Consider the following 19,690-nt stretch of genomic DNA (forward strand, 5'->3'; position numbering starts at 1 on the left):
CGTATGCTGCGTCACAATGGTTAACAAATCACTAAGCCATATTAGAAAATCCTGCGCATTGCCGCCCCGCCCGGATTACCCTACAGCTTGGAGCAAGCGTTTTTGCGTAGAGGCAAGTTCCCATTCCTTGGCGCCGGAAGCTGCACGATGAACCAGCAGAATCTCATTCTGAACACCGACAGCTACAAGCTCGGCCACTTTCTGCAGTATCCGGAAGGCGTGCGGGCAGTCTCCGGATATGTCACGACGCGGGGGCACTCCTACAAGCCCGAGGTCATGTTCTTCGGGCTGCAGATGTTCCTCAAGGAATACCTGGGCAAACCGATCACCACCGCTGACATCGACGAGGCGGAAGAAGTGGCCACGCTGAACGGCCAGCCGTTCGATCGCGCCGGATGGGTCCATATCCTGAAAGTGCACGGCGGATACCTGCCGCTTCGCATCGAAGCCCTGCCGGAGGGCCTCGCCGTGCGCCGCGATGTTCCTCTCGTGCAGATCTCGAACACCGATCCCCATCTCCCGTGGCTCACCTCCTATATGGAAACGGCGCTTCTGCGGGCGGTCTGGTATCCCTCGACGGTGACGACCATGGCCTGGCGGCTGCGCCAGATGATTGCGCCGTTCCTGGAGCGGACCAGCGACCGGGCCGAAGAACTCATCCCGCGCATGATCAGCGATTTCGGCGGGCGCAGCACGACGAGCCTCGAACAGACGGGGCTTGGCGGTGCGGCCCATCTCGTCCATTTCCACATCTCGGACTCGCTTGCCGGTGTCCGGCATGCACGGCGCTACTACGGCGCGCTGATGGCCGGGCGCTCCATTCCGGCCTCCGAACACACGACGATGACGGCCTGGGGCCAGAGCCGGGAGACCGATGCCTTCTCCAACATGATCGACCGTTTCGCGCGCTTCGGCGCCTATTCGGTGGTGTCGGACAGCTATGACCTCAACAACGCCGTCGCCGAAGTCTGGGGCAAGACGCTGCAGACCAAGGTCCGCGCGGCCGGGGCGACACTGGTCGTGCGTCCGGACAGCGGCGATCCGATCGACACGCCGGTGCAGGTGGTCGCGCAGCTCGCCTATGCCTACGGCACTCATCTCAACGGCAAGGGCTTCAAGGTGCTGGACGACAATGTCCGGGTGATCCAGTCCGACGGAGTGACGCATCAGGATATCCAGATGATCCTCGGTCGGCTCGAGGCGATGGGCTTCTCGGCAGAGAACATCTCGTTCGGCATAGGCTCGACGCTGCTGCAGAAGGTGAGCCGCGATACGCTCTCCTTCACTTTTCGCGCCAGCGCCATGCTGGCGTCCGACGGGAACTGGCAGGCGATCGGCCGGCGTCCGGCCAATCCGCGCGAAAAGGCGCCGAACGGAGGCCGGCAGGCTGTCTATCGCGACGAGGGAGAAATTGCCGGCGTTCCGCTGGAAGAGCTCGGACGCCGGGAAAACCTTCTGGTGCCGGTCTGGGAAAACGGCCGTCTTCTCAAGGAATGGAGTTTCGAAGACGTGCGCAGGCAGGCTTTCGACGCCATGCCGCACTGAGTTTCAGGGCGAGATGTTCCTGAACATCCGGTAGAGGCCGTTGTCGTCGGAATTGACGGCCGAAATCATGTCGACAGGCGGGACATAGCTTTCGGTGTGTTCCAGCGCCATCGCATCGAGCCAGTTCGCCGGCACATAGGCGGCTTTCGGCTCCTCGGGTGCGACATACTCTTCCTCGTCACTCCATTGTTCCGCCGCCCCCGCAGATGCCGGGGTGCCGGCCTGGTCGAGCCACTCGCCAAAGATATCGCCGGTCGGGCCGTCTGCGGAGAACCTGCCTTCCGACGGGGCCGTTCCGCTACGCAACACGCTGTCCAGAAGTATGCTCGATGCTTCCATCGTGGCCGCATTCACATCGCTAGTTCGAGGCTGACGAAGACACGGAAAATCTCCCCTCCGTATCCACCCGAACATCATGCGACGAAGTGCTTAAGAAAGCTTAATTGACGATCGGCAAATTGAAAGCCTCTTGAACCCGTCGTGGATCACGGCCATCCTGGGAGCGTTGCCTCAGGAAAACCGAATGAGCCTTCGCCCGCCCTCCTCTCTGTCACCTGGCCGATCCGGAACGCTATCCGCGCTGGACTACGAGCTTGCGGCGGAAAAGGCGAACGCGCTGGCCCGTGCCGGCCGCAGTGTGGAGGCAGCACTCGAGGCGCTAGCGGAAGCGAGATCACAGGCCAGCGACATCGACGGCCACCTGAACGATGCGGCCGATGCCGTGTTTGCACTGTTCATCCAGCGCGAGCTCTGCGGCATGCGCGATCAGGCGGATGCGATCCGTCGATACGCCATTCCCAAGGATGTGGTCGCCCGGCTCGGAGTGGTTCGCCGATAAGAGAGGGTTCAGAACAGGCCGTCAGCTATGGGCGAAAATGTCCGTTTCTTCCCAACCGAGCAGGTCGAGCTTGGCCCGGGTCGGAAGGAATTCGAAACAGGCATTGGCATGATCGATGCGGCCGTCACGAACGAGGCGTGCCGTCAGCTTGTCCCGCAGCGCATGGAGATAGAGGACGTCGGAGGCGGCATACTCCAGCTGGGCCGGGGTCAGCATCTCGGCTGCCCAGTCGGACGACTGCTGCGCCTTCGAGATATCGACCTCCAGCATCTCCTTCAGATTGTCCTTCAGCCCGTGGCGGTCGGTATAGGTCCGGCTGAGCCGTGAGGCGATCTTGGTACAGAAGACGGGCGTCGTGGTGACGCCGAAGGTGTGGAAGAGCACCGCGATGTCGAAACGACCGAAATGGAAGATCTTCTCGCGCTTCGGATCCGCCAGCATGGCGACGAGGTTTGGGGCCTCTTTCTGTCCCGCGGCGATGCGGATGACGTCGGCCGTGCCGTCGCCCGGCGAGAGCTGTACGACGCAGAGCCGGTCGCGGCGCGGCACCAGGCCGAGGGTCTCGGTGTCGATGGCGATCGCGCCGGTATAGCGCGCCGCATCGGCTGCGGAAATGTCACCCTCGTGATAGCGGATCGTCGCGGCCATCCAAATCTCCAGATCGCGGATAATGTCTTGGCGCTGCCTATAGCCCAAAGCAGCGCCAAGCACTACCGCTTTCGCGGCAGAGATGGAGACGTCCTTGCCCGACCATGCGTCTCAGACGGTCGGCCGGCTGACCGGGCCTTCCGGGGTAAGCTCTGTATAGGCGAGCGTCTGATCGAGATGCGCGGCCCTGAGCGACAGGAGCTTTTCGGCATAGCGCAAGCGGGTCATCGCGTAGGCCGGGTCCTCGGCGACATTGACGAGTTCGTCGGGATCCTTCTCCAGGTCGAAGAGCAGGGGCGGCAAGCCGGCGAAATGCACATATTTGAACGCTTTGTCGCGGACGACCGAGAGGTTGCACTGGTTGGAGTGCAGGTCGAAATGCGCTTCCCGCTCGCCGTCGACCACGTCGCGGAAGTCGAACTCGAAGAAGGCCGCATCTCTCCACCCCGCCGGCGCATCGCCCTGCGTGAAGGGCAATAGCGAGCTGCCGTCCTGGTGGTTGCGCGGGCGGAGCCCGAGGCGTTCGCAGAGCGTCGGCATGATGTCAGCGGCACTGGTGAATGCGTCGACCTGGCGCCCGGCAACATCCGAGGCGGACGGATCACGGATCACCAGCGGGATATGATAGCTGCCGTCCTGATAGCCGCCCTTTCCGAGACTCCAGTGATCCCCCATCATCTCGGCGTGATCGGAGGTGAAGATGACGAGCGTGTTCTCCCACTGGCCGCTTTCGCGCAAGGCGGCGACAATCCGCCCGAACTGCGCGTCAACCTCGGCAATCATCCCGTAGTAGACGGCGCGAATGCGATCGAAATCCTCCGCAGTCCAGCCGGAGACCGGACCTTCGGCCCCATGGACGAAGCTCGACTTCGTCTGCTGGGACATGGCGTAGCGGGTGAACGGATGAACCGCCATTTCCTCGGCACGGCTTGCGGCGCGGGCATAGGCCGGTCCGTCGCCGGGGGCGAACATGCTGTTGTAAGGCTCCGGCACGCAGAAGGGAGGATGAGGCCGCAGATAGGAGATGTGGGCGAACCAGGGGCGATCCTGGATTTCTCGCCAGGCAAGAAAGGCATCGGTAAGGAATGCCGTCTGCGTCTCGTCAGCGCCATAGGCAGGAGCGGCTCCCAATTCGCCGCTGCCATGCACGTCTCGCGTCCAAGCATCTTCGTGACCTCTGGAGCGCAGCCAACTCAGCCACTGGCGCTCGTGCTCAAGCAGGATCTGGCCGACGGTGAAGCCTGCGAGAACGCCTTCATAGGTGGTCAGGACCGGATCCTGCGCATCAACGGCGCGGGGATCGGGCGAAACGTCGGTATAGCCGAATAGCGTGGGATCGTAGCCGGCGCGGCGGCCGGCAAGCGCCACGTTGTCGAAGCGCGCGTCGAGCGGCGAACCGTTCTGGCAGACGCGGTGATTCATCTGGTAGAGGCCGGTATAGAGCGTGGCGCGCGCCGGCGAGCAGGGTGCCGCTCCGGCATAATGGCGCCGAAAGAGCACGCCCTCGGCTGCGAGCGCATCGACATTGGGCGTCTTCACCGCCGGATGCCCGACCGCGGAAAGGCAATCCCCGCGCCATTGGTCAGCGGTGATCAGCAAAATATTCGGCTTCATGAAATTGCTCCGACGGGAAAAATGGTGCGGGCACAGGATACTGCCCGGCGACGGCGCAGTCTCATCGCCTTCGATCAATATGCAAATGAAAATACGATGACAGGGACGTAAAATTCTGTCCACGGCGTACCACGACCCACCCCAGCGCCGAACAGAGTGCTGGCGTGCTCGTGAACCGTCACATTCCCTTTATGAACAGAGGCCATAGGCAGGATCGAATCTTTCGGAGTTCCGGCGCGGGATGCGCCGGTTCGGTGCAGCCTTCGGACAGACGGGGAAACGCCATGGCCACTTATGATCTTGCCGTCATCGGCGCCGGCATTGTCGGCCTCGCCCATGCGCTGGCTGCCGCGCGTCGCGGCAAGAAGGTGGTCGTGATCGACCGCGATGCCCAGGCGAACGGCGCCTCGGTGCGCAATTTCGGATTCGTGACGGTCACCGGCCAGGGCGCCGGCGACTGCTGGACCAAGGCGCGGCGCGCCCGCGAGATCTGGGCAGGCCTTGTCGGAGATGCCGGCATCGCCGTCTTGCAGCGGGGCATGATCCTTGCAGCGCGGCTCGAGGAATCGGAAGCCGTCATCGACGCCTTCCTGCGCACGGAGATGGGGGAAGGCTGCCTAAGGATGGGACACGAGGAAGCCAGCGGCTTCGTTCCGGCACTTCGTCCCTCGGCAAGCCGATGGGTTCTCCACAGTCCGCACGAGGTACGCGTCGAATCGCGAACCGCCATTCCGCTGCTGACCCGCTATCTTGCCGAAAGGCATGGCGTCGAGTTTCGTTGGGGTACCACCGTCACCGCCGTCGAGCCGCCGCATATCACCACATCGCATGGCCTCATCGAAGCCGAGGCGGCGGTGGTTTGTCCAGGAGACGACTTCACGGCACTCTTTCCCGAACGCATTTCCGCCTACGGCGCGACGCGATGCAAGCTGCAGATGCTCCGCGTACAGCCGGCCACACCGCTCGACTTCAAGACAGCCGTGATGTCGGATCTCGGGCTTGGACGTTATCTCGGCTATTCCGACCTGCCGGAGGCGGAACGGCTGAAAGCCCGCCTCGACAGCGACCTTGCGGCGGAGCGCGAAAACGGCATCCATCTGATCGTCACACAGTCGGCCGACGGATCGCTGGTCGTCGGTGACAGCCATCATTACGCCGCGACACCCGATCCTTTCGCATCCGAGGCAGTCGACGACCTGATCCTCGGCGAGCTCGACCGCGTGCTCGATCTTCCAGGACGCAGCGTCCGTGAACGCTGGGTGGGCACCTATGCCTCGGCGAAAAACTGGCGCTTCACCGACAAGCCATCTGATTCTGTTCGCATCGCCGTGGTCACCAGCGGGTGCGGTGCCTCGACCGCTTTCGGGATCGGCGAGGAAACTATCGACGATCTTTACGGGAGGACAGCATGAGCAAGTTCAAGGCAGTGATCTTCGACTGGGCCGGGACGATGATCGACTTCGGCTCCTTTGCACCCATGGGTGCGTTTGTCGAAACCTTCGCCAAATTCGGCGTGGAGGTGACCATTGCCGATGCGCGGAAACCGATGGGGCTGCCGAAGCGGGCGCACATCGCCGCGATGCTCAACGAACCCCACATCGCCGCCCGCTGGCAGGCGGCCCGGGGTCATGCACCGGACGACGCCGCGATCGACGAAGTCTACGCACTTTTCGTGCCGCTCAACGAAGAGGTGGTCGTCGATTATTGCGAACTCATCCCGGGCGCACTCGAGGCCTGCTCCTATCTTCGAGCCCGCGGCATCAAGATCGGCTCGACGACCGGCTACACGCGCTCGATCATGAAGCGGGTCCTGCCGATCGCCGCGAAGCAGGGCTACGAGCCCGACAATCTGATCTGTGCGGACGACCTGCCACTCGGCCGGCCGACTCCGATCGGCATGTATCAGTGTTTCGTGAACCTGCTGGTCTATCCGCCGCAGGCGGTTATCAAGGTGGACGACACCGTACCCGGCATCGCGGAAGGTGTTGCCGCCGGATGCGTAACGGTCGGCCTCACGCTTTCGGGTAATGAAGCCGGGCTGACGCCTGCCGACCTTGCCGCTCTCGACCCCGCGGAACGGCAGGCCTTGCACGAACGCATCGGTACGATGTTGAAGGAGGCAGGGGCGGACCACGTCATCGAAACGGTCGCCGATTTGCCTCGGCTCCTCGATACGCTGGGCGCCTGAAACCTCGCATCACCCGCCGGAAGCGACCATCGCTACGCAACCGCGCAAATTGAGACGGATTCAGCCCGTATGTGATTAAAATTCAGGCAGAGAGTGTTATCTTCTTGCCGGAATCTGTTGGCTCCGGCCGATCCCGATCCTTGCGACGAGCGGAGCCATGCACAAATCGCACTGCTGCATTGCAGCAACGAAGATAGCAATCCGCCGGCGATGCCGCTATATTCCAATCATCGAAGCGGTGCACTCCTCCTCCCAGCGCCGCTAGATAGGATCGGCAATACTCCTCCTCCTCCCAATTGCCGATCAAGTTTAAGAGCCTGGCGCACCTCCTCCCGCGCCGGGCTCTTTTCATTTCCGGCCCCGATATCCGGCCACATCATTCATGTAATCTATGATCGCCATTGCAGCGATCTATTTGAAAAATGTCCTCGCCTGAAGGATGCTCTGTGAAGCCGCGCCAAGCGCGATGGATGCGTCGCCCGCGACGTTCCCTTCCGGAGACCGACCGATGGCATTGCCCAAGACCTTTCCCGACTACGGCCTGGATGCCGCGCAGAGGCACAAGGCGGTCCGCACCCACTATTACGAATATCCGGGCATGGATGGCGAACGGGGCGAGATCTGGTGCTACTCGGACCGCTTTTCCTATGCGCCGGGCGAGACGGTCATTCTCTTCGTCAGCTCCACCGCTCCTGCTTATGACCTCGTGGTGGCCCGGGACGGAGCCACGGACACCCTCGCCCTCACCCGGCAAAATCTCTCGTCCCACTGGCAGGAGACCCCTGAACACTGTTCCGTCGACGGCTGCGGCTGGCAGGACAGCTTCTCCTTCGCCATCCCGGAAGACTGGCCATCGGGCGCCTATCGCCTGACGCTGACGGCCGAAGGGCGCGATGGCGCGCCCATCCGCTGCCACCATCTTTTCATCCTGCGCCCGCCGGTGGCGCGCCGGCCGGGCCGGATCCTGCAGATCGCGGCGACAGGCACCTGGACCGCCTACAACACCTGGGGCGGTTCCAACCATTACGAGGGCATCACCGGGCCCGACCGCAACCAGTATTCCGTCCGTGTCAGCACACAACGGCCATGGTGCCGGGGCTTCGTCACGCTGCCACCCGAGGCGCCTCGCGTGCCGCTCGAAGTCGACATGCCGCCCGGCACTGTACCGCGCTATCCGCATATGGAATGGGCCTATGCGACGGGGCATTCCAAGAAATATGCCTCGGCGGGCTGGGCAAGCTATGACAGCCACTTCTTCCGCTGGGCGGAGAGGGCCGGCTATGGCGTCGATCTCGCCACCCAGCACGAATTGCATTTCCATCCGGAGCTGCTGGAGGGCTATGATTGCGCCGTCTTCGTCGGGCATGACGAATACTGGACTTGGGAGATGCGTGACGCGGTCGACCATTTTGTCGAGCGCGGCGGGCATGCCGCCCGGTTCGCCGGCAACTTCATGTGGCAGACGCGCCTCGAGAACGAGGGTACGCAACAGGTCTGCTACAAATATCGCGCCCGTTCCGAGGATCCCGTCTACCAGACCGGCGACACCAGCCGGGCGACGAATTGCTGGGAAGCCCCGGAAATCGGCAGGCCGGGATCGGCGACCTTCGGGCTCAACTCCTCCAACGGCGTCTATGCGGGCTGGGGCGGATGCGCGCCGCGCGGGGCGCGCGGCTTTCCGATCTACCGGCCCGAACACTGGGCCTTTGCGGGAACTGGCCTGTTCTACGGCGACCTCCTCGGGGCGGACAGTCATATCTACGGCTATGAAGTCGACGGACTGGATTACGAGATCCGTCACGGCAGGCCCTATCCGAGCCCGACAAGCGGCGCACCGCAGGGGCTGGAAATCCTCGCCCTCGGCATGGCGAGCCAGGTGGAGGAAGCCGACTTCCTTTCGATCGAGGACCAGTTCTTCGGCGACGAGGACGGACGCTTCATCGCGGAAACCCTTTACGGTGAGGCGAGCGACGAAAATCTCGAAAAGGTTCGCTACTCCAACGGCATGATCGTCAACTTCCCGAAGGGCAAGGGCGAGGTGTTCCACGCCGGCACCTGCGAATGGGTCGCCGGGCTTCTGCGATGCGATGCCATGGTCGAGAAGGTGACACACAACGTGCTCGAACGAGCCATCAACCCCTCCAGGCGATAGCGGGACACCATGAAATCGAAAAAGGTCATCATAAGCTGCGCAGTCACCGGCTCGGTCCACACGCCGTCGATGTCGCCCTATCTTCCGGTCACCCCGCAACAGATCGCCAGCGATGCGATCGCTGCCGCCCAAGCCGGCGCCGCGATCCTGCACCTGCACGCCCGCGATCCCGAGAACGGGCGGCCATCGGCCGATCCCGCCGTCTTCATGCAATTCCTGCCTGTCATCAAGCAGGCCTGCGGCGCGGTCATCAACATCACGACCGGCGGCTCCTCCCTGATGACGCTCGACGATCGGCTTGCGGCCGCGCTGCGCGCGGAGCCGGAAATGTGCTCGCTCAACATGGGATCGATGAATTTCGGGCTTTACCCGGCACTCGACCGTCCGCGCACGTGGCAGCACGAGTGGGAGCCGCAATTGCTGGAGGCGACACGCGGGACGATCTTCAAGAACACCTTTTCCGATATGGAAGCGATTCTCAAACGGCTCGGCGAAGGCTGCAGCACTCGTTTCGAGTTCGAATGCTACGACGTTGGGCATCTCTACACGCTCGCGCATTTCCGTGATCGCGGACTGATCTCCGGAACGCTGTTCATCCAGTTCGTCTTCGGCGTGCTGGGCGGGATCGGCGCCGACCCGGACAATCTCGCCCATATGCGGCGCATCGCCGACAAGCTGTTCGGAGACGACTATCGCTTTTCCGTCCTGGCGGCGGGCCGCCAGCAGATGCCGATGACCACCATGGCGGCGACCATGGGCGGCCATGTCCGCGTCGGGCTCGAGGACAGCCTCTATGACGGGCGGGAACTCGCACGATCGAATGCCGACCAGGTCCGCCGTATCGTGCGCATTCTCGACGAACTGTCGCTCGAACCCGCGACACCGGACGAGGCGCGTGCCATGCTCGGCCTCAAGGGCGCCGACCGGGTCGCCTTCTAGGAGAAAGCATGGTCGACGATATATCGCTGACGATCCGCCAGGCACTGGCCGGCGACGTGGAGACGCTGCACGCGGCTCTGCTCGCGCTCGCCCGCCACACCGGCGACGAAGGGAAGATGGAGAGCACGCCGGCCGACCTCCTGAAGCACGGCTTCGGCGAACGGCCGGATTTCGAGGCGCTGATCGCTGAAGTCGACGGCCGGTTCGCTGGCATGTGCCTTTCGTTTCCGAGCTTTTCCACCTGGCGAGGACAGCCCGGCATCTATGTTCAGGACCTTTACGTCGAGGATGCGTTTCGCGGACGCAAGATCGGCGAGCGGTTGCTGAAGGCCGCTGCCGCCCGCGGCCATCAACGCGGCGCCCGCTATCTCCGACTGTCGGTCGATACGGCAAACCTGTCGGCCCAGGCCTTCTACGAACGAGTCGGCATCCGCCATTCGCGCGACGAACAGATCCATATGATGCGCGGCGAGGCGTTCGAAGCCTTCGCCCGGGAGGGAATGACCGAATGAAAGTCTTCTTCGCCGACGAGCAGAAGCGCCATGACCCGAAGTTCTTCCTGTCGAGCGGGGGGCGCCAGCCCAACCCGGAGCAGCCGGAACGCGTCGAGCGCCTGCTCGACGGCGCCCGAGCAGCCGGGCTCGAACAGGTGCGCCCAGACAATCACGGGTTGGGCCCGATCTCGGCGATCCACACACCGGAATATCTCGACTTCCTGGAACGGATCTACCGGCGCTGGCAGCATATCGAGGGCGCTTCGGAAGAGGTGATTCCCAATATCCATCCGATCGCTCGCACCGGAAGCTATCCGGCATCGGCGGTGGGACAGGCCGGCTATCACATGGCCGACACCTCATGCCCGATCTCTGCGGAGACCTTCGACAGCGCATGCTGGAGTGCCTGGAGCGCCGTCTCGGCCGCCGATGCCGTGATGGCGGGCGACAGTGCCGCCTACGCGCTCTGCCGACCGCCGGGCCATCACGCCTTCCGCGACGTTGCCGGCGGCTTCTGCTTCTTCAACAACTCGGCGATTGCCGCACAGCGCCTGCGCCGCACGGCCGAACGCGTCGCGATCATCGATGTCGACCTGCATCACGGCAACGGGACGCAAGGCGTCTTCTACGAGCGCTCGGACGTGCTGACGGTCTCGATCCATGCCGACCCGGTGCGCTTCTACCCCTTCTTCTGGGGCCATGCAGACGAACGGGGCGAAGGCCTCGGCCTCGGTTACAATTACAACCTGCCACTGCCGCGCAAATCGGACGACGCAGCCTATCTCGACGCGCTCAAGGCGGCGCTGCGACGTGTCGAGGCCTTCAGCCCCGATGCCATCGTCGTCGCGCTCGGGCTCGACGCCTTCGAGAAGGATCCGTTCGGCGGGCTTTCCGTGACGACGCCGGGCTTCGCACGGATCGGCGAGGCGCTGGCGCGGCTCGGTCGTCCCGCCGTCATCGTGCAGGAAGGCGGTTATCTGTGCGACGAACTCGGCGACAATCTCACGTCATTCCTGACGGGCTACGGCACCAGGTCAGCCTGACGCTCTCTTCGCTCAGGCTCGCGGATAAGTGCGGGCTTCGAGCGGCGTCTCGTCGAGAGCACTGCCAAGCGCTTCGAGCAACAAGGTCTCGGGCCGAGATCGCCGCGCGGCCGGATCGTGGACGAGATGCACGTCGACGGCGGGCGGTTCGCTGAACGGCGGCAGGCGCCAGAGGCGACCCGCATCGACATCTCCCTCCACGGCGTGGATCGGCAAGGGGCCGAAACCGAAGCCGGCGACGATCAGCCGCTTGACCTCTTCCAGATGAGACGAAGTGCCCATGATCTTGCCGGACAGCCCCTGCTGCTGGCGGAGCAGCGCCACCGGCCACAGGGCATCGGCCATCTGGTCCGTCTTGAACGACACATAGGGCTCGTCCCGCAGATCCGCGAGTTGCACGTCGCTTCGGCCGAACAAGCGGTGGCGCGGCCCGCAGAAATAGCCGAAATGCTCGCGGTAGAGCGGTCGCGCTTCGAGTTTCGCGTTGCGTTCGGGGAGCAGGCAGATGCCAAGCGCGACCTCTCGGGCAAGCACGGCCCCGATGATCTCCCGGCTCGGCGCGACGGTGAGCGACAGGGTAACGCCGGCAAAGGTCTGGTGGAAGGTCGCCAGAACGTCGTCGAGGAAAGGACAGACCACGTGGCTTGCGAGCGCGATGTCGATGTGTCCCGCGATTTCATCCGGCGACTCGTCGATGCGTCCCGGCAGGCCGGAGACGATGTCGAAGAGCGACACGCACTCGCCATAGAGACGCTGGCCGGCGGGGGTGACGGAAAAACGGCCGGCCTTTCGCTCGATCAGGCGGCAGCCCATGTGGGTCTCCAACCGCCGAAGCGCATTGCTGACGCTGGGCTGGGTCAGGGACAACCGTTCGCCGGCGGCGGTCAATCCCCGCTCCTGTACGATCACCATGAAGGTACGCAGCAGATTCCAGTCGATCTCCCAGACAAACCGGCGCCGCTGACCACTCATCATCATCCCCTTCGCATCGCCCGATGCGTCGTAACATCCACACCGACGAGATCAAGTACACCCTTTTGCCGGCATTGCCTAAGACGCCCGCCCGCTCTACCTATGCGACCGACGGTCAATCGCGAGGAGACGGGCAAGATGGCAGTAAAATTCGGCACGAGCGGCCTCAGGGGTCTTTCGACGGAGCTGGCCGGAAGCGTCTCGGCTCTCTATGCGACCGCGTTCGCCCGCTTCCTGATTGCCGAAGAGCTCGCAACACCCGGCAGCCCCGTGGTCGTCGCCCAGGATTTCCGCCCTTCGAGCCCCGAAATCGCCGCAACCGTCATGGCGGCGCTGCGTCGCGCAGGCCTTGAGCCCATCGATTGCGGCACCATTCCGACGCCGGCGCTCGCGCTCTACGGCGGCAAGATCAACGCGGCGGGCATCATGGTGACCGGCTCGCACATTCCCGCCGACCGCAACGGCATCAAGTTCTACCGTCCGGGCGAAGAGATCACCAAGGCGGACGAGACGGCGATCACCACGCTTGCCGAAACGCTTTCCGGCGATGCGGCGGCCAACCTGGTCGAGGCGGGCTCCGGAGAGAACCATGAACAGGCAGCCACGGACCTCTTCCTGGCGCGCAACATGGCCGTTTTGCCGGCGGGTGCGCTGACGGGACTTCGCATCGGCGTCTACCAGCACAGCACGGTCGCACGCGACATGATGGTGAAGGTGTTCGAGCATTACGGTGCGACCGTCTTCCCGCTCGGACGGTCGGACCAGTTCATCCCGGTCGACACGGAGGCGGTCTCCGACGAGACGATACGCCTGATGGCCGACTGGACGGACAAGCTCTCGCTCGACGCCATCGTCTCGACCGATGGAGACGGCGACCGCCCGCTCGTGGCCGACGAACACGGACGGCCTTTGCGCGGCGATTTTCTCGGGCTGATCGCCACACGGTTCCTCGGCGCCAGGGTCGTTGCGACGCCGGTCACCTCGAATTCGGGGCTGGAGGCGGCCGGCGGTTTCGAGGTGGTGCGCACCCGGGTCGGTTCACCCTTCGTGATTGCCGCGATGGAAGAGGCGCTGGCTGACGGCAAGCACGGCGTGATCGGCTTCGAAGCCAATGGCGGACTGATGATCGGCTCGGACTTCCCGATCGGCACGACCATTCTGAAGGCCCTTCCGACGCGCGACAGCTTTCTGCCGGCGCTTGCGGTGCTCGGCATGGCGGTCCGCGCCGGACAGTCACTCTCGGCGCTTTCTGCGGCCTATAGCCTGCCCATTGCGCTCAGCGACCGGTTGGAGAATTTTGCCGTCGAACGCAGCACGGCGCTGATGGCCCATCTCAGAACGTCTGCGGACAATCTCGCTGGTTTCGTCGCGCCGCTCGGTCGGGTCAGGTCGGTGAGCGACATCGACGGCCTGCGGATCACCCTTGCCGACGACAGCGTCGTCCACTTCCGCCCCTCGGGAAATGCGCCGGAAATGCGCTGCTATGTCGAGGCAACCAATCAGGCGTCCGCCGAGACGCTGCTCGAAAAGGGGTTGGCGACCCTTCGCGACTGGAACCCTTCAGTCTAGTCGTCCGCCACCAGGATCGCCCGGAAATCGTTGACGTTGGTGCCGGTCGGGCCGGGCACGAAAAGGCTATCCGCCAGGGAAAACGCCGACCAGGCATCATGGCCGGCGAGGAAAGCCCGCGGATCTCCGCCTGCGGCACGGATCAGTGCCGCGGTTTGGCCATCGGCAAAGGCGCCGGCATTGTCTTCCGAGCCGTCGATGCCGTCCGTGTCGGCAGCAAGCGCGTGAATGCCCCTCGTCCCGTCGATGTCCAGCGCAAGGGACAGGAGAAGCTCGCTGTTGCGCCCGCCCTTGCCGAATCGATCGTTGGCAATCGTCACCGTCGTCTCGCCGCCCGAGAGAATGACGACCGGCTTGGCAAAGGGACGGTTCCTGTCGCAAACCTCCCGGGCCAGCGCCGCATGCATCCGGCCGACGTCACGGGCCTCTCCCTCGATGGCATCGGAGAGGATGACGGCCGGAACACCCAGTTCAGCCGCCCTGCCCGCCGCAGCCTCCAGCGAGACGCGCGCCGAGGCGATGACATGGATCTCGTTGCGGGCGAAGGCCGGATCGCCCGGATCGGGTGCTTCGGCGGCTGATGACTTGAGATGAGCCATGACGGCCGGCGGAAGCAACATTCCGTATTCGGCGACGATCGCCAGGGCCTCGGAAGGAGACGATAGAGATGGGACCGTCGGCCCCGAAGCGACGAAGGCGGGATTGTCCCCCGGCACATCCGAAACGATCAGGCTGACGACGCGGGCCGGCGCGCAAGCCGCGGCAAGGCGACCGCCCTTGATGCGGGAGACGTGCTTGCGCACCGTGTTCATCGCCGAAATCGGCGCGCCCGAGGCAAGCAGTGCCCTGTTGACGGCGATCTCGTCCTCAAGGGTCAAACCGGAAGGCGGGGCGGGCAGCAGCGCCGAGCCTCCACCCGAGATCAGCGCGACGACGAGGTCGTCTTCTCCCAGCCCCTCGACGGCCTTCAGCAGGGCCTCGGAAGCGGCGAGGCCCGCCTCGTCCGGAACCGGATGGGCCGACTGCATCACTTTGATGCGCTCGCATCGTGCCACCGGTCCGTGGCGGGCGACCACCAGTCCTTCGAGCGGCGCATCCCAGAGCCTTTCGAAAGCGTTCGCCATCTGGCTCGCCGCCTTGCCCGCACCGATGACCACGGTCCGGCCCTTCGGCTTTTGCGGGAGATGCGTCTTGATCGCCGCATAAGGATCGGCCGCGGCGACCGCCGCTTCGAAGAGTGAGGTGAGGAAAGCCCGAGGGTCGGTCAGGGTCACGAGTTCAGTCCGCTATCTCGATGTCATAAACGAGGATCCCATCGAGGCCGCCGACAGCGTTCTCGACAATCCTGGCGCCGGTCTTTTGGTGTTCCGGATCAGCAAGATAAGCGTCGCGTGCCGCCGGTCCATCGAAATCGACGATGAACCCTTCCCCATAGCCCTTGTCCATTCCCGTCTCGGGACTGACATTGTCGCCGAAATGGGCAGCGCGGAAGCCGGGCAGCCGCGACTGGAGTGCGGCGATCTCCGCATAAATTTCTGCCTTTGTCGCAGATGGCGTTTCAGGCTTGAAACGAATGAAGACGCAGTGGCGGATCATCCTTGCTCCTACCGAATGTTCGCCCGCGCCCGCGGGCGCTGGTCGTTGCGTTCATCGACGAAGACCGCCGGCGGCAGCGGCGCGCGCCCACGGATGATATCTGCGCCTTTTTCGCCCACCATGATGGTCGGCGCATTGGTATTGCAGGACGGAACCCGCGGCATGACCGAACTGTCGCAGACGCGAAGGCCTTCCAGTCCCCGCACCTTCAGATCCAGCCCGACGACGGCCATGCCGTCCGCGCCCATCCTGCAGGTGCCGACCGGGTGGTGGTCGGTCTTGGCATTGGCGCAACCGTAGTCGAACAGATCCTGATCGGTGATCGCCTTCGGCCCCGGCAACCGCTCGGCCATGACAAAGGGTTTCAGCGCCGCCTGGCTCATGATCTCCCGGGCGATCTTCAGACCCTCGATCGACATCGTTCGGTCGTGCGGATCCTCCCAATAGTTCGGGTCGATCAGCGGAGCCGCGGCCGGATCGGATGACGAAAGGCGCACCGTTCCGCGCGACCGTGGATGGAGATAGGCAGAGTTCAAGGTCACGCCGGCATTCTTCAGCTTTTCGACGCCCGCCTCGATGCCGGATCCGAGGCCGAGGTGGAACTGGATGTCGGGAGAACGGGCGTCCGGGTCCGCGTACCAGAAACCGCCGGTCTCGAAGAGCGAGGAAGCGACCGGTCCGGTGCGGAACAGCACGTATTCAATGCCGGCCCATAGTGTGCGATGGAGTTTTGCCACCCCGTCATAGGTGTGGTCGCCAGTGCATTCGGAGATGACGAAGAGGTCGAGATGGTCCTGCATGTTCGAGCCGACCCCGGGCAGGTCGTGCCGGACCGGGACACCGACGGATTTCAGGTGATCGGCAGGGCCGATACCCGACTGCTGGAGCAGTTTGGGCGAACCGATCGCGCCCGAGGAGACCAGGACCTCGCGCGATGCCCGGATCGTCTCCACGGCATTGCCCGCGACAACCTCGACACCAACCGCGCGCGTGCCTTCCAGCACGATGCGGGCGACGCGGGCGCCGGTGCGGATGGTTAGGTTCCTGCGACCCTTGATCGGCGAAAGATAAGCAAGCGAGGCCGACGAGCGTCGGCGGTTGCGCTGGGTGAGCTGATAGAAGCCGACGCCCGCCTGCTGCCTGCCGTTGAAGTCGTGGTTGTAGGGAATTCCGAGCTCCTGGCCGGCCCTGATATAGGCGTCGCAGATCGGCAGTGCCGAGACCGGCATGGAAACGCCGAGCGGGCCGCCATAGGAATGATAGTCGTCGGCGAAACGCTGGTTGTCCTCCGCACGCTTGAAATAGGGCAGAACCGACCGGTAGTCCCAGCCCTCGCAACCGTCCTCCGTTGCCCACAGATCGTAGTCGGCGGCATTGCCACGGGTGTAGAGCTGGGCATTGATCGAGGAGCCGCCGCCAATCACCTTGGCCTGCGTGTAGCGCAGGACTCGGCCCTTCATGTGCTTCTGCGGAACGGTCTCCCAGCCCCAACTGGCGACGCCCTTGGTCATCTTGGCAAAGCCTGCCGGCATGTGGAACAGGGGGTTCCAGTCCCCGCCGCCCGCTTCCAAGAGCAGTACCTTGACCGTCGGATCTTCCGACAGGCGATTGGCGAGCACGCAGCCGGCGGGGCCGGCGCCGGTGATGATGTAGTCGTAGGTCATAACGTCTTCCTCAAATCACTCGTCCACCCTCCCCTTGAGGGGGAGGGTCGGCACACAGTGCCGGGGTGGGGTGAAAGGACACAGGATCGGTTGACCACCCCCACCCGCGGCTACGCCGCGACCTCCCCCCTCAAGGGGGAGGTAAGATTACAGCCGTCCGATCGACAGCCCGCCATCCAGATCGATCACCGAACCGGTGGCGAAGGCGAAGCGGCCGGAGGCAAGGGCCGATACCACGCCGCCGATGTCGTCGGGCTCGCCCCAGCGCCGCATCGGCACCAGGCCATCGGCGATCAATGCGTCGTATTTTCCGGCCACGCCGGCCGTCATGTCCGTGCGGATGATGCCGGGGCGGATCTCGAAGACGGCGATTCCCTTTTCTGCCAGGTAGAGCGCAAGCCCCTTGCCGAAAGACGACAGCCCCGCCTTGCTCACGCAGTAATCGAGCCGCTCCGGAGAGGTGAGCTCCGCCGAAACCGAGGTGATGTTGACGATCGTCCGGCCCCCTGCCGGTGCGTTCGAGGCGAGCATCGCCCTGACCACGGCCTGGGTGAAGAACACCGTGCCGCGCAGGTTGGTCGCAACCACGCGATCGAAATTCTCCGGCGTCAGGTCGAGGAAATCACCGCGCACGACCGAGCCCATGCCGGCATTGTTGACGAGGCAATCGATCCGCCCGAAGCGGGCCATGATCTTCTCGACGGTCGCGGCATGGCCGGCGACATCGGACAGGTCCGCTTCGAAATAGGCGGCAGCAACGCCGCGCTTTTCGAGCTCGGCGAGAACGCCATCGTCCGGAGCGAGCGGGCCGAGGCCGGTCACGGCGATGTCGAAGCCGTCGTCGGCGAGCGCGCGGGCGATGCCGAGGCCGATGCCGCGCCGGCCTCCGGTGATGATAGCGACAGGACGTGAGCCGGTCATGCTGCAAAGTCCTCCCTGACGATATGATCCGCGACGCGCAGGGCCTGGGCAGCAACCGTCAGCGCCGGATTGACGGCAGCGGAGGTCGGCAGGCAGGCGGCGTCGACCACGAAGAGGTTCGGATGATCGTAAGCCCGGCACCAGATATCGAGGGGCGCTGTTGCCGGGTCATTGCCGATGCGAACCGTACCGCACTGATGCGACGGCGTGCGCTTGTCGAACGGACGCGAAAGCACGATCGGGAAGCCAGCGGCCTTCAGGACCCGCTTCAGATGCGCCACTAGGTCGAGATGGGCGTCCCAGTTGGTGCGATGCCATTGGAGGACAATCCGCTCACCGTCGACCATGACGCGGCTTTCCGGATGGGGAATGTCCTCGCTCATCGCATAGAAGTCGATCGCATGGCGCGAAATGCGCTCCAGCAGCCATTCGGGGACGGAAGGCATGTTGGCCTTCAGGATCTTGCCCGACACGCGCCCGAGAAGCTGGACATTGCCGAGCGGCGCCCCGCCCTCGCCATCCGACAGATAGAAATCGTTGAAACCGAAGGTCTTCTGATAGATCGACGTGTTGCGGTAGAAGGGCGAGATCGCCAGCACCGCGCTCGAGTTGTGGTTCATGAAATTGCGGCCGACCTGGTCGGAGGAGTTGGCAAGCCCCCGCGGATGACGGTCGCTCGCCGAGCGCAACAGCAGGGCCGCGGACTGCACGGCGCCGGCCGACAGAATGACGAGACGTGGCGCAATCCTCTCCGCGACGCCGTCGCGCAGCACATGCACGGCAACGATCCGGCGGCCGTCCTCGGAGGTTTCCAGCCGCGTGACGCGCGAGCGGACCTGCAGCGTGACGTTGGGATGCTGGAGCGCCATGGCGAGCGCCGTCGTCTCGGCGTCCATCTTGCCGTCCTGGGCGTTCGGATGCGCGTCCCAGGGGGTCTTCGCCTTGGCGAGCCAGCGGTCGAGATCGAGGCCGAGCGGCAGGGAATAGGGGTGCAGGCCGTTCTGTCTCAGCTTGTGGCGGACCGCGGCGATGGCAGGCTCGTCCGGCACCGGCGGAAAGGCATAGGGTGCCGAATGTGTAGGCTCGGTCGGATCCTCGCCAAGCGCGCCATGCACCTGATAGAGCCGCTCCGCCTCGGTGTACCAGGGCTCCAGTTCCTCGTAGGGGAAGGGCCAGGCCGGCGAGACGCCTTCGCGATGTTTCATCTCGGCAAAATCCTCGGCGCGGTAACGCACCAGGACCGCACCGTAGAATTTCGAATTGCCGCCGACATTGTAGTAGTTGCCGGGATTGAAGGCCGTGCCGTCGGCCTCGTACCACATCTCCTTCGGGCGGAAGTGACCGCGCTGGAAGATTGCCCGCTGGTCGCGGTTTTCCGGCCGGTCGGCGATATGGTCGCCGGCCTCGAGGATCAGGATCCTGGCGCCGGACGGCGCGAGCCCGGCGGCAACCGTCGAGCCGCCGATCCCCGAGCCGATGACGACGATGTCGGGCGTGGTTGTCATGG

Annotated in this window: 18 protein-coding genes; 9 read left to right on the forward strand and 9 right to left on the reverse strand. The window is 64.3% G+C overall.

Translation table 11 applies throughout. The features are described from left to right. Positions 1–147 precede the first annotated feature (147 nt). Positions 148–1,545: a nicotinate phosphoribosyltransferase gene (locus tag HHL25_RS14700; RefSeq protein WP_169592440.1), complete on the forward strand. Its 1,398-nt coding sequence runs from the start codon at positions 148–150 to the stop codon at positions 1,543–1,545. 3 nt (positions 1,546–1,548) lie between these two features. Here the strand turns inward: HHL25_RS14700 and HHL25_RS14705 are convergent, their stop codons facing one another. Further along, the gene (locus HHL25_RS14705) at positions 1,549–1,884 is read right to left on the reverse strand and encodes a hypothetical protein (RefSeq protein WP_169592445.1); all 336 of its coding nucleotides are present in this window, start codon (positions 1,882–1,884) and stop codon (positions 1,549–1,551) included. A 184-nt stretch (positions 1,885–2,068) separates the two neighbouring features. Between HHL25_RS14705 and HHL25_RS14710 the strand changes: the two genes are divergently transcribed. Then, positions 2,069–2,383: a DUF6665 family protein gene (locus HHL25_RS14710; protein WP_169592448.1), complete on the forward strand. Its 315-nt coding sequence runs from the start codon at positions 2,069–2,071 to the stop codon at positions 2,381–2,383. Positions 2,384–2,404: 21 nt separating this feature from the next. Here the strand turns inward: HHL25_RS14710 and HHL25_RS14715 are convergent, their stop codons facing one another. Beyond that, entirely contained in the window at positions 2,405–3,031 is a 627-nt protein-coding gene (locus HHL25_RS14715; protein WP_169592452.1) for a ribonuclease D, read from the reverse strand. A 111-nt stretch (positions 3,032–3,142) separates the two neighbouring features. After that, the gene (locus HHL25_RS14720) at positions 3,143–4,645 is read right to left on the reverse strand and encodes an alkaline phosphatase family protein (RefSeq protein ID WP_169592457.1); all 1,503 of its coding nucleotides are present in this window, start codon (positions 4,643–4,645) and stop codon (positions 3,143–3,145) included. A 284-nt stretch (positions 4,646–4,929) separates the two neighbouring features. Between HHL25_RS14720 and HHL25_RS14725 the strand changes: the two genes are divergently transcribed. The 6 genes from HHL25_RS14725 (at position 4,930) to HHL25_RS14750 (ending at position 11,461) form a co-directional block, all read left to right on the forward strand. Further along, positions 4,930–6,057 carry a TIGR03364 family FAD-dependent oxidoreductase gene (locus tag HHL25_RS14725; RefSeq protein WP_169592460.1) on the forward strand — a complete coding sequence of 376 codons (1,128 nt, stop codon included), beginning with the start codon at positions 4,930–4,932 and terminating at the stop codon, positions 6,055–6,057. Next, positions 6,054–6,833 (forward strand): phosphonoacetaldehyde hydrolase, encoded by a 780-nt coding sequence (gene phnX / locus HHL25_RS14730; protein ID WP_169592465.1) that lies wholly within the window; start codon positions 6,054–6,056, stop codon positions 6,831–6,833. The genes HHL25_RS14725 and phnX overlap by 4 nt, the downstream gene beginning before the upstream one ends. 508 nt (positions 6,834–7,341) lie before the next feature. Further along, positions 7,342–8,985, forward strand: coding sequence for a N,N-dimethylformamidase beta subunit family domain-containing protein (locus HHL25_RS14735; protein WP_169592469.1), 1,644 nt, complete (start codon positions 7,342–7,344; stop codon positions 8,983–8,985). A 9-nt stretch (positions 8,986–8,994) separates the two neighbouring features. Continuing rightward, positions 8,995–9,924, forward strand: a complete 930-nt coding sequence (locus tag HHL25_RS14740) for a BKACE family enzyme (protein ID WP_169592473.1) — start codon at positions 8,995–8,997, stop codon at positions 9,922–9,924. 8 nt (positions 9,925–9,932) lie between these two features. Next, entirely contained in the window at positions 9,933–10,436 is a 504-nt protein-coding gene (locus HHL25_RS14745) for a GNAT family N-acetyltransferase (RefSeq protein WP_169592477.1), read from the forward strand. Continuing rightward, entirely contained in the window at positions 10,433–11,461 is a 1,029-nt protein-coding gene (locus HHL25_RS14750) for a histone deacetylase family protein (RefSeq protein WP_169592482.1), read from the forward strand. The genes HHL25_RS14745 and HHL25_RS14750 overlap by 4 nt, the downstream gene beginning before the upstream one ends. Before the next feature lie 12 nt (positions 11,462–11,473). Here the strand turns inward: HHL25_RS14750 and HHL25_RS14755 are convergent, their stop codons facing one another. Further along, positions 11,474–12,433: a LysR family transcriptional regulator gene (locus HHL25_RS14755; RefSeq protein WP_246701802.1), complete on the reverse strand. Its 960-nt coding sequence runs from the start codon at positions 12,431–12,433 to the stop codon at positions 11,474–11,476. A 138-nt stretch (positions 12,434–12,571) separates the two neighbouring features. Between HHL25_RS14755 and HHL25_RS14760 the strand changes: the two genes are divergently transcribed. Continuing rightward, positions 12,572–14,002 (forward strand): phosphomannomutase, encoded by a 1,431-nt coding sequence (locus HHL25_RS14760; protein WP_169592490.1) that lies wholly within the window; start codon positions 12,572–12,574, stop codon positions 14,000–14,002. On the opposite strand, the gene HHL25_RS14765 is transcribed toward HHL25_RS14760, so the two are convergent. The 5 genes from HHL25_RS14765 to HHL25_RS14785 form a co-directional block, all read right to left on the reverse strand. Continuing rightward, entirely contained in the window at positions 13,999–15,276 is a 1,278-nt protein-coding gene (locus HHL25_RS14765) for a glycerate kinase type-2 family protein (RefSeq protein ID WP_169592494.1), read from the reverse strand. The two genes, HHL25_RS14760 and HHL25_RS14765, sit on opposite strands and share 4 nt — an antisense overlap. Positions 15,277–15,280: 4 nt before the next feature. After that, on the reverse strand, positions 15,281–15,598 hold the full coding sequence (locus HHL25_RS14770) for a Dabb family protein (RefSeq protein ID WP_169592497.1): 318 nt from the start codon (positions 15,596–15,598) through the stop codon (positions 15,281–15,283). Between the two features lie 8 nt (positions 15,599–15,606). Continuing rightward, the gene (locus tag HHL25_RS14775; RefSeq protein WP_169592502.1) at positions 15,607–17,262 is read right to left on the reverse strand and encodes a GMC family oxidoreductase; all 1,656 of its coding nucleotides are present in this window, start codon (positions 17,260–17,262) and stop codon (positions 15,607–15,609) included. A 147-nt stretch (positions 17,263–17,409) separates the two neighbouring features. After that, positions 17,410–18,183: a 3-ketoacyl-ACP reductase gene (locus HHL25_RS14780; protein WP_169592506.1), complete on the reverse strand. Its 774-nt coding sequence runs from the start codon at positions 18,181–18,183 to the stop codon at positions 17,410–17,412. Further along, entirely contained in the window at positions 18,180–19,688 is a 1,509-nt protein-coding gene (locus tag HHL25_RS14785; RefSeq protein WP_169592510.1) for an FAD-dependent oxidoreductase, read from the reverse strand. Before HHL25_RS14785 ends, HHL25_RS14780 begins: the two co-directional genes overlap by 4 nt. Between the last annotated feature and the right edge of the window lie 2 nt (positions 19,689–19,690).

The sequence above is a fragment of the Rhizobium terricola genome (genome assembly GCF_012927355.1).
Classification (GTDB): Bacteria; Pseudomonadota; Alphaproteobacteria; order Rhizobiales; family Rhizobiaceae; genus Allorhizobium; species Allorhizobium terricola.

Coding starts and splice junctions, on each gene's coding strand:
- HHL25_RS14700 (WP_169592440.1), top strand. CDS start 148: ATGAACCAGCAGAATCTCATTCTGAACACCGACAGCTACAAGCTCGGC.
- HHL25_RS14705 (WP_169592445.1), bottom strand. CDS start 1,884: ATGGAAGCATCGAGCATACTTCTGGACAGCGTGTTGCGTAGCGGAACG.
- HHL25_RS14710 (WP_169592448.1), top strand. CDS start 2,069: ATGAGCCTTCGCCCGCCCTCCTCTCTGTCACCTGGCCGATCCGGAACG.
- HHL25_RS14715 (WP_169592452.1), bottom strand. CDS start 3,031: ATGGCCGCGACGATCCGCTATCACGAGGGTGACATTTCCGCAGCCGAT.
- HHL25_RS14720 (WP_169592457.1), bottom strand. CDS start 4,645: ATGAAGCCGAATATTTTGCTGATCACCGCTGACCAATGGCGCGGGGAT.
- HHL25_RS14725 (WP_169592460.1), top strand. CDS start 4,930: ATGGCCACTTATGATCTTGCCGTCATCGGCGCCGGCATTGTCGGCCTC.
- phnX (WP_169592465.1), top strand. CDS start 6,054: ATGAGCAAGTTCAAGGCAGTGATCTTCGACTGGGCCGGGACGATGATC.
- HHL25_RS14735 (WP_169592469.1), top strand. CDS start 7,342: ATGGCATTGCCCAAGACCTTTCCCGACTACGGCCTGGATGCCGCGCAG.
- HHL25_RS14740 (WP_169592473.1), top strand. CDS start 8,995: ATGAAATCGAAAAAGGTCATCATAAGCTGCGCAGTCACCGGCTCGGTC.
- HHL25_RS14745 (WP_169592477.1), top strand. CDS start 9,933: ATGGTCGACGATATATCGCTGACGATCCGCCAGGCACTGGCCGGCGAC.
- HHL25_RS14750 (WP_169592482.1), top strand. CDS start 10,433: ATGAAAGTCTTCTTCGCCGACGAGCAGAAGCGCCATGACCCGAAGTTC.
- HHL25_RS14755 (WP_246701802.1), bottom strand. CDS start 12,433: ATGAGTGGTCAGCGGCGCCGGTTTGTCTGGGAGATCGACTGGAATCTG.
- HHL25_RS14760 (WP_169592490.1), top strand. CDS start 12,572: ATGGCAGTAAAATTCGGCACGAGCGGCCTCAGGGGTCTTTCGACGGAG.
- HHL25_RS14770 (WP_169592497.1), bottom strand. CDS start 15,598: ATGATCCGCCACTGCGTCTTCATTCGTTTCAAGCCTGAAACGCCATCT.
- HHL25_RS14775 (WP_169592502.1), bottom strand. CDS start 17,262: ATGACCTACGACTACATCATCACCGGCGCCGGCCCCGCCGGCTGCGTG.
- HHL25_RS14780 (WP_169592506.1), bottom strand. CDS start 18,183: ATGACCGGCTCACGTCCTGTCGCTATCATCACCGGAGGCCGGCGCGGC.
- HHL25_RS14785 (WP_169592510.1), bottom strand. CDS start 19,688: ATGACAACCACGCCCGACATCGTCGTCATCGGCTCGGGGATCGGCGGC.